Origin of the sequence: Actinoplanes sp. CA-142083 (genome assembly GCF_050942195.1) — a bacterium.
Taxonomy (GTDB): domain Bacteria; phylum Actinomycetota; class Actinomycetes; order Mycobacteriales; family Micromonosporaceae; genus Actinoplanes.
This window is the reverse complement of record NZ_CP192076.1, coordinates 9374963-9389764: the sequence shown is the minus strand read 5'-3', so window position 1 is coordinate 9389764 and position 14802 is coordinate 9374963. Positions and strand designations below refer to the sequence as shown.

Sequence of the window (14802 nt, the reverse complement as noted above, 5' to 3'; positions counted from 1 at the left end):
TTCAGAGGTTTACCACGGAGCAGGTGAGCGTCCGCATGATGCCCGAGACGTTCTGGACTTTGCTCACAATGAGCCCGCCGAGGTCGTCGACCGTGTGCGCCTCGGCCAGCACGACCACGTCGTAGGGCCCGGTGACCGCGTCCACCCGGATCACCCCGGGGATCTTTCCGATCGAGACGGCCACGTCATGTGCCTTTCCGACCTCTGTTTGGATCAGGATGTATGCCTGGACCACGATCCGCTCCCATCCGCCGTCAGCCGTAACCAGAACGTGAAACTACCGTAAGAACACACTCGGCTGCGGGACGCCACCTTGGCGGCCGCTGTCACGAAAGGGGCGCTGCGCTGGTGAGCATTGCCGAGATCGGCGAGTTCGGGCTCATCTCCCGGGTCGTCGCGAGGCTCGGGACCGGGTCTCAGGCGCTGCTCGGGCCGGGCGACGACGGCGCCGTGGTGGCCGCGCCCGACGGCCGGGTGGTGGCCTCCACCGACGTGCTGGTCGAGGGGCGGCATTTCCGCCGCGACTGGTCGGGCCCGGCCGACATCGGGCACCGCGCGGCCGCGGCCAACCTCGCGGACATCGCGGCGATGGGCGCGACGCCGACGGCGCTGCTGGTGGCGTTCTGCGCGCCGCCCGACCTCGACGTGACCTGGGCCGAGGAGCTGGCGGGCGGGCTGTCGGAGGAGGCGGCGCTGGTCGGCGCGAGCGTGGTGGGCGGCGACATGTCGTCGAGCCCGACGCTCACCATCGCGGTCACGGCCCTGGGCGACCTCGGCGGCAAGCCGCCGGTCGTGCGATCGGGGGCGCAGCCGGGCGACACGCTCGCGCTTTCCGGGCGTACGGGTCACGCGGCGGCCGGTTACACGATTCTCTCCCGGGGATTCCGTACGCCCAAGATGCTGGTCGAGGCGTACCGGCGGCCCGACGTGCCGTACGCCTCGGGACCGCTGGCCGCGTCGGCCGGGGCCACCTCGATGATCGACGTCTCCGACGGGCTGCTGCAGGATCTCGGCCACATCGCCACGGCCAGCATCGTGGGGATCGACGTGCGCACCGACGCGTTCGAGGTGCCCTCCCCGATGCGGGACGCGGCCTCGGCGCTCGGCGTCGACCCGTACCAGTGGCTGCTGGCCGGCGGCGAGGACCACGCGCTCGCCGCGACCTTCCCGCCCGGCGTCGCCCTGCCCGAGGGGTGGCACGAGATCGGGACGGTCCACGACGGGACGGGAATCACAGTCGACCGGAAGGCCTGGAGCGGCTCCGCGGGCTGGGATCATTTCCGCTGACGACGTACCGTCGTCGCCGTGCTTGGAGTTCCGGAGATCAAAATCAGGATGGCGGAGTTCGGCGACCCGGCGGTGAAGGCGCTGCTGGTCGAGGTGCTCGACGAGCTGTCCGAGCGGTACGGCGGCAGCGGCGACGACACGCCCATCGGCGACGACGATTTCACGTCGCCGAACGGGGCGTTCTTCGTGGCCGACGACGGGGAGCGGCTGGTGGGCTGCGCGGGCTGGCGCCGGCACGGCTCCACCGACGCGGAGCTCAAGCGGATGTTCACCGCCAAGGCCGCGCGCGGCCGGGGGCTGGCCCGGCGGATGCTGGCGGCGATCGAGGAGTCGGCGCGGGAGGCCGGGTGCGACCGCCTGATCCTGGAGACGGGCGACAAGCAGCCCGAGGCCATCGCCCTGTACGAGTCGGCCGGCTACGCCCGGATCGAGGACTTCGGGTACTACAAGGGGCACGCGGACGTGCTGTCCTTTGCCAAGGAGCTCTGACTACACAAATAGCCGCCGGGCCCAGCGGCCCGGCGGCTGAAGTGTGTGGAGCTCAGGTCAGGCGCGGACGACCTTGCCGGCCTTGATGCACGAGGTGCAGACCTGAAGCTTCTTGGTCGTGCCACCACCGGCGGGGGTGCGCACCGACTGAATGTTCGGGTTCCAGCGGCGGTTGGTCCGCCGGTGCGAGTGGGACACGTTGTGGCCGAAGCCCGGTCCCTTGCCACAGACGTCGCACACGCTAGCCACGGGGTACTCCTGAGGTTTGTCTTCTACATCGTCAAGGCAGCCCCGCGAACCATCGCCAAGGCAACCCGGCAAGGTTACCCGATGGTGCGCCGGAACAGCCAATCACCCCCGGTCAGGGTGCGGTCCTCCGACAATGTCAGGGGGCGTTAGTACGATTTTCGCGTGCTGGAGACCCTTGACGCCGCTGCGGTGCGCCGCTGGTGCGGTGGTGGGCTCGCCGCGCTCCGCGCCCATCAGCACGAGATCGACGAGCTGAACGTCTACCCCGTCCCCGACGGCGACACCGGCACCAACCTCGTGCTCACGCTCACCTCAGCCCAGCAGGCCCTCGACGAGGCCACCGCGCTGACCGGCGAGGTGCTCGACGCGCCGGCGCACGGCAGCGCCCTGCGCCGCATGGCCCGCGGCGCCCTGCTCGGCGCCCGGGGCAACTCCGGCGTGATCGTCTCGCAGATCCTGCGCGGCATGGCCGACAGCCTCGCCACCACGGTGGCGGTGCGCGGCGGCGAGCTGGCCCGGGCGCTGCGCTCGGCCTCCGAGGCGGCCTATGCGGCGGTGGCCCGCCCGGTCGAGGGCACCGTGCTGTCGGTCGTGGCGGCGGCGGCCGAGGGCGCCGGGCGCATCAAGTCCGACGATCTGGTCGCGGTGGCCCGGGCGGCGGCGGGGGCGGCCTCCGAAGCGCTGGCCCGCACTCCGCAGCAGCTGCCGGTCCTGGCCCGGGCCGGTGTGGTCGACGCCGGCGGGCGCGGGCTGGTGCTGCTGCTCGACGCGCTGGTCGACGCGCTGACCTCGACCGCTTCGCCGGCTTCCGAGCCGGTCGTGCCGGCCGTCTTCGGTCATCCCGGGCATTTCGGTTATGAGGTGCAATATCTGCTCGACGCCACCGAGCTCGGCGGCCTCCGCGAGACGCTGGACCGGCTCGGCGACTCGCTGGTCGTGGTCGGCTCCGGCGACGGCTTGTGGAACGTGCACGTCCACGTGAGCGCCGAGGGCATCGGCCCGGCGGTCGAGGCGGGGGTGGCCGCCGGGCGTCCCCATCGCATCAGCGTCACGCCGCTCGAGCCGGCACGCGTCGCCCGGCCGGACGGCGACGCGGGGCGGCCGCAGGTGGCCGAGGCGCCGTCGCAGTCGCGGGCCGCGGTCGTGGTCGCGGCGGGCGACGGGCTCACCGCGCTCTTCGAGGCCGAGGGCGCCATCGTCGTCGGGCGCAACCCGTCGATCCGCGAGATGCTCGACGCGATCACCGCCTCCGGCGCCGGCAGCGTGGTCCTGCTGCCCAACGACGCGAACACGCATGCCGTCGCCACCGGCGCCGCCCGCGAGGCCGAGGCCGCGGGGGTCCGCGTCAGCGTGGTGCCGACCCGCTCGCCCGTGCAGGCGCTCGCCGCGCTGGCCGTCCGCGATCGAGCCCGCCCGTTCGCCGACGACGTCATCGCGATGGCCGAGGCCGCCGGCGCCTGCCGCTACGGCGAGGTCTGCACCGCCCAGCGCGACTCGCTCACCGTGGCCGGTCCCTGCCGGGCCGGCGACCTGCTCGGCCTCGTCGACGGCGAGGTCCACGTGATCGGCGCCGACCTGGAAGACGTGAGCCGCCGCCTGCTCGACCGGATGCTCGGCGGCGGTGGCGAGCTGGCCACGCTGGTGCTCGGCGCCGACGCCCCGGCCGCGCTGGAGGAGACGCTGCGCGGCCACGTCACGCACGTCTGGCCGTTCGTCGAGCTCGCCTGCTACGCGGGCGGCCAGCCCCGGTACCACCTGCTGGTTGGAGTGGAATGAGCGACCAGACCACCACCGACACCCCGCTGCGCAAGGTCCTGGGCGACCGCACCGCCAAGGCGCTCGCGAGCCACCTCGATCTGCACACCGCGGGCGACCTGATCTACCACTTCCCCCGGCGGTACGACGAGCGCGGCGAGCACACCGACATGCGCGACCTGTTGATCGGCGAGCAGGTCACGCTGCTGGCCCAGGTGCAGGCGGTGAACGTGAAGCCGATGCGGGCCCGCAAGGGCAACATGCTCGAGGTGACCATCGGCGACGGCTCCGGCGCGACGCTCACCTGCACGTTCTTCAACCAGGCCTGGCGGGAGCGCGAGCTGCGCCGCGGCGTGTGGGGCCTGTTCGCCGGCAAGATCACCGACTTCCGGGGGAAGCGGCAGCTCAACGGCCCGGCCTATCAACTGCTGCGCGCCGACGCGACCCAGGACGAGGCGGCCGAGGAGATCGAGGAGTTCGCCGGCGCCCTGATCCCGGTCTATCCGGCCGCGCAGGCGGTGCCGACGTGGGTGATCGCCAAGTGCGTCCGCACGCTGCTCGACACCTTCCAGCCGCCGGCCGACCCGCTGCCCGCGACCGTGCGGGCCAATCGCAACCTGGTCGGCATCGGCACGGCCCTGCGCGAGATCCACCGCCCCAGCTCCAAGGAGGCGCTGTTCTCCGCGAAATACCGGCTGAAGTGGGACGAGGCGTTCGCCGTCCAGCTCACGCTGGTGCAGCGCCGGGCGCGGGCCGCGGCGGCGCCGAGCACGGCCCGGCCCCGGGCCGACGGCGGGATCCTCGAGAAATTCGACGCGAGCCTTCCGTACGAGTTGACCGACGGCCAGCGCCAGGTCGGTGAGGAGATCGCCGCCGACCTGTCCGAACCGCACCCGATGCACCGGCTGCTGCAGGGCGAGGTCGGCTCGGGCAAGACGCTGGTCTCGGTGCGCGCGATGCTTCAGGTCGTCGACGCCGGCGGCCAGGCCGCCCTGCTCGCGCCGACCGAGGTGCTCGCCACCCAGCACTACGGCGGCATCAGCGCCCAGCTGGGCGCGCTCGGCCGGGCCGGCGAGATCGACGGCGACCCGGGCGGCACCCAGCTCACCCTGGTCACCGGCTCGCTCGGCGCGGCGGCCCGGCGGGCGGCGCTGGCCAAGGTCGCCGACGGCACGGCCGGCATCGTGGTGGGCACGCACGCCCTGCTCTACGAGGGCGTCGACTTCAAAGACCTCGGCCTGGTGGTGGTCGACGAGCAGCACCGGTTCGGCGTCGAGCAGCGGGACGCGCTGCGCGCGAAGGCGGCCCGCCCGCCGCACGTGCTGGTGATGACGGCGACGCCGATCCCGCGGACGGTCGCGATGACCGTCTACGGCGATCTCGAGACGTCCACTTTGTCGCAGCTGCCGCGCGGCCGGTCGCCGATCGCGTCGCACGTGGTGCCGCCGGAGAAGCCGGCCTTCCTCGACCGGGCGTGGAAGAGGCTGCGCGAGGAGGTGCGAGCGGGCCACCAGGCGTACGTGGTGTGTCCCCGCATCGGCACCGGCGCCGGCGACGAAGACGAGGACCCGTCCAACCACCCCGCCGCCACCCCTGACCGGACTGAAGACTGGGCTGGCAGCGACAACGAACCGGCACGGCGGCCTCCCCTGGCGGTTACCGAGGTCGCGCCGCTGCTGGCCGAGGGCCCGCTGCACGGCCTGCGGATGGGCGTGCTGCACGGCAAGCTGCCCGCCGACGAGAAGGACGCGGTGATGCGCAAGTTCGCCGCCGGCGACCTCGACGTCCTGGTCGCCACCACAGTGATCGAGGTCGGCGTCGACGTGCCCAATTCCACCGTCATGATCATCATGGATGCCGACCGGTTCGGCGTCTCCCAGCTCCACCAGCTGCGCGGCCGGGTGGGCCGGGGCTCGGCCGCCGGCATCTGCCTGCTGGTCACCGAGTCGGTCGAGGGCACGGCGGCCCGCGAGCGCCTCGACGCGGTGGCGTCGACCACCGACGGCTTCCGGCTCTCCGAGATCGACCTCGAGCAGCGCCGCGAGGGCGACGTGCTGGGCGCTTCCCAGTCCGGCCGCCATTCCCACCTGCGGCTGCTCTCGCTGCTGCACGACGCCAAGCTGATCACCGACGCCCGGCACGAGGCCGCCGGCCTGATCGGCGACGACCCCGACCTCTCCCGTCATCCCGCGCTGGCCGCCTCGGTGGCCGCCCTGGTCGACGAGGAGAGAGCTGAGTACCTGGAGAAGGGATGATCCTGCACATCTGCCCACGCGACGTCTGGGAGGCCGCGCTGGCCGCCGGCGTCTACGAGGGCGACACGCTCGCCACCCAGGGCTACATCCACTGCTCGACCGAGGAGCTGGTGCATCTCCCGGCGACCGCCCTCTTCCGCGGTCGCACCGACCTGCTCCTGCTGGAGATCGCGGAGGATCGCCTGCCGGTCCCGCTGACCTGGGAGGACGGCGACCCGCCCCACCCCGACGGCAAGCAGTTCCCGCACCTCTACGCGGCCCTGCCGACGGCGGCGGTCATTTCCGTACGGGATTACCTGCCGGAAGCGGACGGCTCCTTCTCGCCACCGCGATAGAAGAGGGCGCGCCGACCAAGTGGTCGACGCGCCCTCTGTTCGTTGAATCAGGCGGTGAACTTCACCTTGCGGCGGCGGGCCACAAAGAAGAGCACGCCACCGGCGATCAGCAGCAGCGCCGCGATGCCGGCGATGGTGCCGCCGGCCGCGCCGGTGATCGGCAGGGTCGGTCCGCCCTCACCGCCGCCACCACCACCGTTGGCGGTCGGGGTGCTGCAGGTCAGCTTCTTCAGCGCCGCCTTGATCTCCTTCTCGAGACCGGCGATCTTGATGGTGGCGTAGGTCGCCGTGCCGGCCTTGAAGGTCGCCTTCTCCGAGGAGCCGGCCGCGACGGTCAGCTTCTTGGTCTCGTCGCCGTAGCTGACGGTGGCCTCCGCCGGGATGACGCCCTCGGGGTTGGTCACGGTGACCGTGACGTCCGTGCAGGTGTTCACGAGCGTGGCGGTCGGGAGCGCGCAGTCCTTGGGGGCGGTCCAGGTGTACTTCTGGTCCTCCATGCCCTCGGCGCTGACGGTCACGGTGCCGGCGCCGGCCGGGACGACCACGGTCTGACCCTTGCCGGCCGCGACGGTGACGGTCGAGACCCGGTCGCCGAACTTCACGGTGAAGGTCTGGTCGTACTTGCCGTTGTTCGACAGGTTGATCGCCTGGGTGCCGTCGCAGGACGGGACCGAGGTGCTGGCCGGCGTGACGCAGGACTTGTCGCCGCCGTTGTACCAGGCCTGCGGGCCCTTCGACAGGCTGCCGGGCTTGCCCTTCGAGCCGAGCTTGGTGTCGCCGTACCGCGGGCCGTCCTTGGTGATCGACGGGAGGATGTCCTTCTCGGTGCCGAAGAACGTGTCGACCTGCGTGTAGCACGGCGGGATGTCGACGTGCAGCTTGAGCGTGCGGTCCTTGTTCGAGATGACGCCGCTGTCCTTGTCGAACAGGTACTGCGGTACATCGAACTGCGGCTTCGGCGCGTAATACGAGACAGAGGTGACCGGCACCTCGACGCCCTCGCACAGCGTCACGTCGTTGTCCAGGTTGATGACCGTGTCGGCGCCGTCCTTGCCCACCACGAAGGTGTGGTTGAACGTCGCGCCCTTGGCGTCCACACACTCCGGCGCGGGCGGGGCACAGTCGGTCTTCAGGGTGACCGTCGCCGAGTTGTCGTAGTCCACGTGGTTGTCGGTCCACCGGGCGTCGAACGACAGCGTGACCTTCTCGGCCGTGTCGACGATCTGGGTGTACTGAACCTGACGCGGGTCGTCACGGGTGAAGGCGGGCAGCAGCACCGTGCCTTCCTGAAGCTTCGCGTCCGGCTTGCCGACCTGGACGGGGGCTTCGCCGGCCGGCAGCTTGAGGTTCTCGACCTTGGCGCCGTCGGTGTCCACGTAGTCGTTCTTGATGGTCCAGGTGACCTGGTTCTTGCCGGCCACGCACGCGGTCTCGCCGGTGACGGTGGCGTCGTGCGCGCTGGCGGGTCCGGTGATCGCCGCGGCGCCCACCAGCCCGAGGACGGCGGCCGCGAGGACGTTCGCGGCGCGGAGGAGCGGTTTCTTCAAGAGGGGATCTCCATCCGGGGGGTGAGAGGGGACGGAAGGGGCGCGCCGGCTCAGCCGGCGCGCCCCCGCGTTTGTTGCTGTGTCTGGTGCCGGGCTATCAGGCGGTGAAGCGAACCTTGCGACGGCGAGCCAGGACGAAGAGCACGGCGCCGATCGCGAGCAGAGCCGCGGCGCCACCGGCGATGCCGCCGGCCGCGGCACCGGTGACGGGCAGGCCGCCGCCGCTGCCGCCGGAGCAGTTGTCCGGCTTCTCGTAGTCGATGGTCACGGTCTCGGAAGCGGTCTCACCCTGCCAGCTGGCGGTGACGGTCAGCTCGATCGAGAAGCCCTCGGTCGCGCTGAACTTCTCCGACTTCTTCTCGCCCGGCTTGACGACGAGGTCGCGGACCTCGCCCTTGCTGGTCTTGTAGTGGAGCTTGTAGTCCACGCCGTCGGCCGGGTTGTCCAGGCCGATGGTGATCGTGGTGCAGTCCTCTTCGAGGATCGGCTGAGCCTCACCCGGCTGGCCGGTGGTCGACGGGGTCGGGACCGGAACCTCGGGGGTGGTCTCCGTCGGAGTCGGCTCGGTGGTCGGCGCCGTGGTGGTCGGCTCGGTCGTCGGCGCCGTGGTGGTCGGCTGCGTCGTCGGCGTCGTGGTCGGCGGCGTGGTGGTGGGCTGCGTCGTCGGCGGCGTCGACGGGCAGTTCTTCGGCCGGTAGGTCTTGCCGGTCGGCTGGTACTTCTGGTGGTCCGTGTACTCCAGGTAGACCGTCAGAGTCGCGCGGTAGCCGGTCTCGACGCTGCTGCCGGTGAGCTTCAGCGAGCTGTTGCCCTTGACCCACTTGCCGACCTTGATGTCGCCGACGCCGTCCGCGACCGTCTTGCCGTCGAGGACGACCTTCTTGACCTCGGCGTCGAGCTTGTACGGGTTGTCAACGGTCCAGTCGACCTTGTAGCTGCCGTTGTCGGCGCAGGTCGGCTCGCCGTAGACGGCGGGGTTGTGGGCGCTGGCGGGGCCCGCGAGGACGGCGACGCCGACCAGGCCGAGCAGCGTTCCGGCGACCACGGAGGTCGTCCGCTGGAACTTGGACTTAAGCAGGTTCACGCCTACTCCTGTGTTGGGATCAGGGGTGCGGCGAGGAAGCGGCGGGCCCGACGCCAGAACGGAGGCGGGGCCGTCGACGACGCCTCCCCACGTCGTCGACACGCAGCCGTAACCACGTGCAACGGGGCTCGACCCTAGCGACTTAGATGGATCTGGGGAATCCCTCAGGGACGGCTAAGGCTGTTGATACGGATCCGTGATCTTCCATCTACCGAGCGACGCTGGAAGATCGCCGAGCGTGTCCGGGCGGAGGGGAATTGTTCACTCCCCGATTGCACTCAGTAAGTGTTTCGGTAGCTTCGACTCGTGCTATTCGATGACCCGGGTGAGGCCGCATGACCAGGATCATTGCGGGCGCCCACGGCGGGCGGCGGCTGTCCGCGCCGGCCGGCGCTCTGACCCGGCCCACTTCGGACCGTGTGCGTGAGGCGGTCTTCAGCGCCCTGGGCTCGATGACCGACCTGTCTGGAGCGCGGTTCGCCGACCTGTATGCCGGATCTGGGGCGGTTGGTCTGGAAGCCCTGTCCCGCGGCGCGAAGCACGCGCTTCTGGTCGAATCGGACGCTCGCGCGGCGCGCACGATCCGCGACAACATCGTGGCGCTCCGCGTCGGCGCGGCGGCCCGGCTGATCACCGGGAAGGTCGCGCAGGTGCTCGCCGGCCCGCCCGAGGGCGGACCGTACGACGTGGTCTTCGCCGATCCGCCGTACGCGGTCGGCGACAACGAGATCGTGGAGCTCCAGGAGGCGCTGCTGGCCGGGGACTGGCTCGCGCCGGACGCCGTGGTCGCGATCGAGCGATCGAGCCGAGGTGATCCGTTGAGCTGGGTGGATGGCATCACAGCGGACCGCAGCCGACGTTACGGGGAGACTACTCTTTGGTACGGTCGCCGATCATGAGACGAGCGGTGTGTCCCGGCTCCTTCGACCCGGTCACCAACGGCCACCTCGACATCGTCGGGCGGGCCAGCCGGCTGTTCGACGAAGTGATCATCGGAGTGCTGATCAACCAGTCGAAGACCGGCCTGTTCACCATCGATGAGCGCCTCGAGATGCTCCGCGAGGCCACCGCCGAGTACGGCAACGTCCGGGTCGCCTCGTTCCACGGCCTGCTGGTGGACTTCTGCCGCTCGCAGGGCGCGGCGGTCGTCATCAAGGGACTGCGCGCCGTCAGCGACTTCGACTACGAGTTGCAGATGGCGCAGATGAACATCGGGTTGTCCGGCGTGGAGACGCTGTTCATGCCGACGAATCCGCTCTACTCCTTCCTGTCGTCCAGTCTTGTCAAAGACGTGGTGAAGTGGGGTGGCGACGCATCGGCATACGTCCCCGACTTCGTCGGCGAGCGGTTGATCACGCGCCTCAAGCAGAACTGAAGCTCTCGGCGCGCCGGAAACCGGGACGCGGGGGACGCAGTACCGTGATCGCACCACGGCTGTCCGTAGGCCTTCAGTCCGATTTTGGGTGGCGGGCCGGGCGGTCGGATGGGCGAGATGACAGGAGTGAAGTCACCGATGGATGCGCTCGACAGCATCGACGAGATCATCGAACGCGTCCAGGACGCGCGCTCCGTCCCGATGTCGCGACAGAACTTCATGTACGACCGGGCCGAGATGATCGACATGCTGGACGCCCTGCGCTCCACGCTGCCGTCCGAGATCCGCAAGGCCGCCGCCGTCCTCGACGAGCGCGATCGGATCATCGAGGCCGGCCGTCGCGAGGCCGATCGGATCATCAGCGAGGGTGAGACCGAACACGCCCGCCTGGTCTCGGTCAACGAGATCACCGTCTCGGCCGAGCACGAGGGCGCCCGGATCATCGCCGAGGCGCGCACCGAGGCTCAACGGCTGCGCGAGGAGGTCGACGACTACGTCGACACCGCGCTGGCCAACTTCGAGCAGTTCCTCACCCGCGCGCTAGCCTCGATAGAGCGTGGCCGCGACAAGATGCACGCCCTCCGGGAGATCGGCACCTTCCAGGGCGAGGACACCGAGCGCCCGCTGCCGTTCTAACCACCCGATTCGACGCTACGGGCCCTGCTCAGGTAACCTTTTTCGTCGGCCTACCCATGGCTGAGAGTTCACGATGCCCAAGTCACCGCAGAGTCACCTGGATCCCAGGCAGCCGTTCGTCCTCGACACGACGAAGCTTCCACGGCAGCCTGGTGCGACGCGTGCCCTGAATCGGGTGATCCCGGCGCCCGCGGACTTCGGCCTGGAGCTGATCAGGGTCCCCGAGGGGTCGGACGTCGAGCTCGATCTCGTGCTCACGTCGGTCTCCGAGGGGGTCTACGTCTCGGGCAGGGTCCGCGGCTCGCTCACCGGCGAGTGCGGTCGCTGCCTCAACGAGATCGGCGAGTCCTTCGACGTCTCCCTCGCGGAGCTGTTCGCCTACGAGGACAGCACCACCGAGGAGACGACCGACGAGGACGAGGTGGGTCGCATGCAGGGCGACCTGATCGACCTGGAGCCGGCGGTACGGGACGCGGTGGTGCTCACGCTGCCGACCAACCCGCTCTGCCGTCCCGACTGCCCCGGCCTGTGCCCCGAGTGTGGGGTGCATTTCGACGACCTTCCGGCTGATCACAGCCACGAGGAAGTCGATCCACGCTGGGCCGCTTTGCGCAACCTGACAAGTAACGAGGAGTAGCTACCGTGGCCGTCCCCAAGCGCAAGATGTCGCGCAGCAACACCCGGTCCCGCCGGGCGAACTGGAAGGCGACCGCGGTCGCGACCCAGGCGTGCCCGCAGTGCAAGTCGCCGAAGCTGCCGCACACGGCCTGCTCGGTCTGCGGCACTTACAACGGCCGTCAGGTCCTCGAGGTCTGAGCCTCGCGGAGTGACGCGCCCAATTGTCGGGCGGGTCGCACCTGGGCAACGGCGAGCCACCGGTGCGCCGGCTCCCTCCGCGGAGCCGGTGACCGCGCGGATCGCCGTCGACCTCCTCGGCGGGGACCACGCTCCCGCCGTCGTGGTTGACGGCGCTCTGCGCGCCTTCCAGGACGATCCGTCCCTCCACCTCCTTCTCGTCGGCCCGCACGATGCTGCCGACGCGGTTCTGGCTGCCGTCGACCCGGCGCAGCGCGACCGCATGGGCACGCTGCCCATGCCGGCCGTCGAGCTGCACCCCGACGACGTGGCCCGCGCCTCCCTGCGGGCGGTCGCGGACGGCCTGGCCGACGCGGCCGTCTCGGCCGGCAACACCGCCGCGATCGTGGTCTCGTCCGCTCGCGCCCTCGGCCGCTGGCCCGGGGTCCGCCGCCCGCCGCTCGCCGCCGTGCTGCCCACCGCCGCGGGTCGTCTCGTGCTGCTCGACGTCGGCTCCGCGGTCGACCCCGACGAGCACACCCTCATCACGCACGCCCGCCTGGGCGCCGCCTACGCCGCCGTCGCGCACGGGGTGACCGCGCCCCGGGTCGGCCTGCTCACCATCGGCACCGAGCGGGGCAAGGGCGACCGGCTGCGCCGGGCCCTCCCGTCCCTGTTCGCCGAGACCGACCTGCCGGCCGGCGCCCGGTACGCGGGGCTGGTCGAGGGCCAGGACGTCGTGACCGGCGACGCGGCGGACGTCGTCGTGACCGATGGTTTCACCGGAAATGTCCTGCTCAAGGGCCTGGAGACCGCGTATGCGCGGCTCGGGCCGCCCGGCGGGGACGCCATCGGCGTCCCGCCCCGCGTAGCCCTGCTGCTCGGTGTCGCCGGCACCGTCGTCGTCTGTCACGGGGCCGCTTCCGGCGCCGACCTGGCCGATGGCATAGCGTTCGCCGCTCGGATGCATCGCCGCGCCGCCGTCGCCGCGATGGCCGATCACGTCTTTGAAAATCAGCAGAGCCCGCACAACGAGGTGACCCATGAGTGACAAGCGTCGCCGGCCGTCGACCCTCCCGCTCGAGGAGGCGTTCGGCGTCCCCTTCGAGTCGGCCCTGCTCGAGCGCGCGCTCACTCACCGTTCGTACGCGTACGAAAATGGTGGTTTGCCGACAAATGAGCGGCTGGAGTTCCTCGGCGACTCGGTGCTCGGCGTGGTGATCACGTCGGCGCTGTACCACAACCACCCCGACCTGCCCGAGGGCCAGCTCGCGAAGCTGCGCGCCAGCGTGGTCAACATGCACGCGCTGGCCGACGTGGCCCGGGGGCTGGGCCCGCAGGGGCTCGGCCCGCACCTGCTGCTCGGCAAGGGCGAGGAGACCACGGGCGGCCGGGACAAGGCGAGCATCCTCGCCGACACCCTGGAGGCGCTGCTCGGCGCGATCTACCTCGAGCACGGGCTGGACGTGGCCGGCGAGGTGATCCACCGGCTGTTCGACCCGCTGATGGCCGAGTCGGCCGGGCGTGGCGCGGCGCTGGACTGGAAGACCAGCCTCCAGGAGCTCACCGCGGCGCTCGGGCTGGGCGTGCCGGACTACGTGATCGAGGACTCCGGTCCCGATCACGCCAAGACGTTCACGGCCTGGGTGGTGGTGGCCGGCGAGCGGTACGGCGGCTCCGAGGGCCGCAGCAAGAAGCAGGCCGAGCAGCGGGCCGCCGCGGCCGCCTGGCGCACGCTGAACGAGCGCGGCCAGGAAGCGACCGGGGACGAGAAGCCCGAACAGCAGTGAGTGTGGCTGTGGAAGAGCGTGTCGAGCGGCGACCCTCTCTGTGGGATCTGGCCGGTGCCTGGCAGGGCGTGCTGACCGCCGTCGCGATCTTCGCGGCGACCCGGATCGGGCAGCTGATCATGCTGGCCTGGCTGGGCCACGCGTCGCACAGCGACCGTACGCTGCGCGGCCAGTTGCTGGTCTGGGACGCCGGCTGGTTCCTGCGGGTCGCGGTCAACGGCTACCCGCACGGTTACACGTACGACGTGAGCGGCCACCTGGAGGGCAACGAGCTCGCCTTCTTCCCGCTCTACCCGATGCTCATCCGAGGCGTCGACGCGCTCGGCCTCAGCCCGCAGACGGCCGCGATCGGGGTCAGCTGGATCGCCTCGATCGGCGCCGCGGTCGCCCTGCACCTGCTCGGCACCACCCTGTACAACAAGCGGGCCGGCTGGGCGCTGGTCGCGATCTGCTGCAGCGCGCCGGTCTCGGTGGTGCTGTCGATGGCGTACTCGGAAGCGCTCTTCCTCGCCCTGGTGGCCGGCATGCTCGTGGCGGCGCACCGCAAGGTCTGGTGGGCCGCCGGGCTGCTCGGCCTGGGCGCCTCGCTCACCCGCCCGACCGGCGCCGCCGCCGCGCTCGCCCTGGCCGTCGCCGCGATCATGGCGGTCCGCGAGTCCCGGCGGAAGGCCGGGTCTTCACCCAAGCCTGGACTATCAGTCGGCGGAGCCTGGCAGCCGATCGGCGCCGCCGTCGTCGCCCTCGCCGGCGTGCCGCTGTTCCTGGCCTGGGTGGGGTGGCGGGTCGGCGACCCGAGCGCCTGGTTCCGCATCCAGACCGCCGGCTGGGGCACGTCGTTCGACTTCGGCCGGAGCACGTGGACGTTCCTGCGCCAGACGCTCGGCTCCGGCGACGGCTGGGTCCCGGTGAGCGTGGCGCTTATCCTGCTGGTGGCGCTGGCCGCGGCCGGGGTCGCGCTGGCCGGGAAGCCCTGGCTGCCGCTGGCGGTTTACGGGGTCGTGGCCATGGTGCTGGTGTACGGCCAGGCGGGCTTCTACCACTCGAAGCCGCGCCTGCTGTTGCCCGTACTGTTGACGCTGCTGCCCGCCGCCGTCGCGGCCGCCCGGGCCCGCCCCCGGGTCGCGGTGCTGTCGATCGCGGCGTGGGCGGCGTTCGGCCTCTGGTACGGCGCCTACCTGGTCGCCGTGTGGCCTTACACGTTGTAA

General features: G+C 71.1%; 17 protein-coding genes. 13 read left to right on the top strand and 4 right to left on the bottom strand.

Annotated elements, in window-relative coordinates; translation table 11 throughout:
- Position 1 precedes the first annotated feature (1 nt).
- Positions 2–235, bottom strand: a complete 234-nt coding sequence (locus ACQPZX_RS43195; RefSeq protein WP_378967841.1) for an Lrp/AsnC ligand binding domain-containing protein — start codon at positions 233–235, stop codon at positions 2–4.
- Positions 236–348: 113 nt separating this feature from the next.
- Between ACQPZX_RS43195 and ACQPZX_RS43190 the strand changes: the two genes are divergently transcribed.
- Positions 349–1287: a thiamine-phosphate kinase gene (locus ACQPZX_RS43190; protein ID WP_433369275.1), complete on the top strand. Its 939-nt coding sequence runs from the start codon at positions 349–351 to the stop codon at positions 1285–1287.
- A 48-nt stretch (positions 1288–1335) separates the two neighbouring features.
- The gene (locus ACQPZX_RS43185) at positions 1336–1776 is read left to right on the top strand and encodes a GNAT family N-acetyltransferase (RefSeq protein WP_433385803.1); all 441 of its coding nucleotides are present in this window, start codon (positions 1336–1338) and stop codon (positions 1774–1776) included.
- Positions 1777–1833: 57 nt separating this feature from the next.
- Here ACQPZX_RS43185 and rpmB read toward each other — a convergent pair whose 3' ends face one another.
- Entirely contained in the window at positions 1834–2025 is a 192-nt protein-coding gene (gene rpmB, locus ACQPZX_RS43180) for a 50S ribosomal protein L28 (protein ID WP_030436140.1), read from the bottom strand.
- A 162-nt stretch (positions 2026–2187) separates the two neighbouring features.
- Here rpmB and ACQPZX_RS43175 point away from each other — a divergent pair, with 162 nt between their 5' ends.
- The 3 genes from ACQPZX_RS43175 to ACQPZX_RS43165 are packed head-to-tail and all read left to right on the top strand — an operon-like array spanning position 2188 to position 6370.
- A complete protein-coding gene (locus tag ACQPZX_RS43175; RefSeq protein WP_433369272.1) occupies positions 2188–3801 on the top strand; it encodes a DAK2 domain-containing protein in 1614 nt (537 codons plus the stop codon).
- Complete coding sequence (recG, locus tag ACQPZX_RS43170; RefSeq protein WP_433369269.1) at positions 3798–6035, top strand: ATP-dependent DNA helicase RecG; 2238 nt, start codon at positions 3798–3800, stop codon at positions 6033–6035. Before ACQPZX_RS43175 ends, recG begins: the two co-directional genes overlap by 4 nt.
- A complete protein-coding gene (locus ACQPZX_RS43165; protein ID WP_433369266.1) occupies positions 6032–6370 on the top strand; it encodes a DUF952 domain-containing protein in 339 nt (112 codons plus the stop codon). Before recG ends, ACQPZX_RS43165 begins: the two co-directional genes overlap by 4 nt.
- A gap of 47 nt (positions 6371–6417) precedes the next feature.
- On the opposite strand, the gene ACQPZX_RS43160 is transcribed toward ACQPZX_RS43165, so the two are convergent.
- Together ACQPZX_RS43160 and ACQPZX_RS43155 are read right to left on the bottom strand one after the other, a co-directional pair.
- Entirely contained in the window at positions 6418–7917 is a 1500-nt protein-coding gene (locus ACQPZX_RS43160; RefSeq protein ID WP_433369264.1) for an LPXTG cell wall anchor domain-containing protein, read from the bottom strand.
- Between the two features lie 97 nt (positions 7918–8014).
- Positions 8015–9001: a hypothetical protein gene (locus tag ACQPZX_RS43155; RefSeq protein ID WP_433369261.1), complete on the bottom strand. Its 987-nt coding sequence runs from the start codon at positions 8999–9001 to the stop codon at positions 8015–8017.
- Positions 9002–9336: 335 nt separating this feature from the next.
- On the opposite strand from ACQPZX_RS43155, the gene rsmD reads away from it, so the two are divergent.
- The 8 genes from rsmD (at position 9337) to ACQPZX_RS43115 (ending at position 14802) form a co-directional block, all read left to right on the top strand.
- A complete protein-coding gene (rsmD, locus tag ACQPZX_RS43150; protein ID WP_433369258.1) occupies positions 9337–9900 on the top strand; it encodes a 16S rRNA (guanine(966)-N(2))-methyltransferase RsmD in 564 nt (187 codons plus the stop codon).
- On the top strand, positions 9897–10376 hold the full coding sequence (gene coaD, locus ACQPZX_RS43145; RefSeq protein WP_433369255.1) for a pantetheine-phosphate adenylyltransferase: 480 nt from the start codon (positions 9897–9899) through the stop codon (positions 10374–10376). The genes rsmD and coaD overlap by 4 nt, the downstream gene beginning before the upstream one ends.
- 138 nt (positions 10377–10514) lie before the next feature.
- On the top strand, positions 10515–11012 hold the full coding sequence (locus ACQPZX_RS43140; RefSeq protein WP_433369253.1) for a hypothetical protein: 498 nt from the start codon (positions 10515–10517) through the stop codon (positions 11010–11012).
- Positions 11013–11085: 73 nt separating this feature from the next.
- Positions 11086–11649: a YceD family protein gene (locus tag ACQPZX_RS43135; RefSeq protein WP_433369250.1), complete on the top strand. Its 564-nt coding sequence runs from the start codon at positions 11086–11088 to the stop codon at positions 11647–11649.
- 5 nt (positions 11650–11654) lie between these two features.
- The gene (gene rpmF / locus ACQPZX_RS43130; RefSeq protein ID WP_020518010.1) at positions 11655–11828 is read left to right on the top strand and encodes a 50S ribosomal protein L32; all 174 of its coding nucleotides are present in this window, start codon (positions 11655–11657) and stop codon (positions 11826–11828) included.
- Between the two features lie 88 nt (positions 11829–11916).
- Positions 11917–12858 carry a phosphate acyltransferase PlsX gene (locus ACQPZX_RS43125; RefSeq protein ID WP_433369247.1) on the top strand — a complete coding sequence of 314 codons (942 nt, stop codon included), beginning with the start codon at positions 11917–11919 and terminating at the stop codon, positions 12856–12858.
- Complete coding sequence (gene rnc / locus ACQPZX_RS43120) at positions 12851–13597, top strand: ribonuclease III (protein WP_433369244.1); 747 nt, start codon at positions 12851–12853, stop codon at positions 13595–13597. The genes ACQPZX_RS43125 and rnc overlap by 8 nt, the downstream gene beginning before the upstream one ends.
- 8 nt (positions 13598–13605) lie before the next feature.
- The gene (locus tag ACQPZX_RS43115; protein ID WP_433369241.1) at positions 13606–14802 is read left to right on the top strand and encodes a mannosyltransferase family protein; all 1197 of its coding nucleotides are present in this window, start codon (positions 13606–13608) and stop codon (positions 14800–14802) included.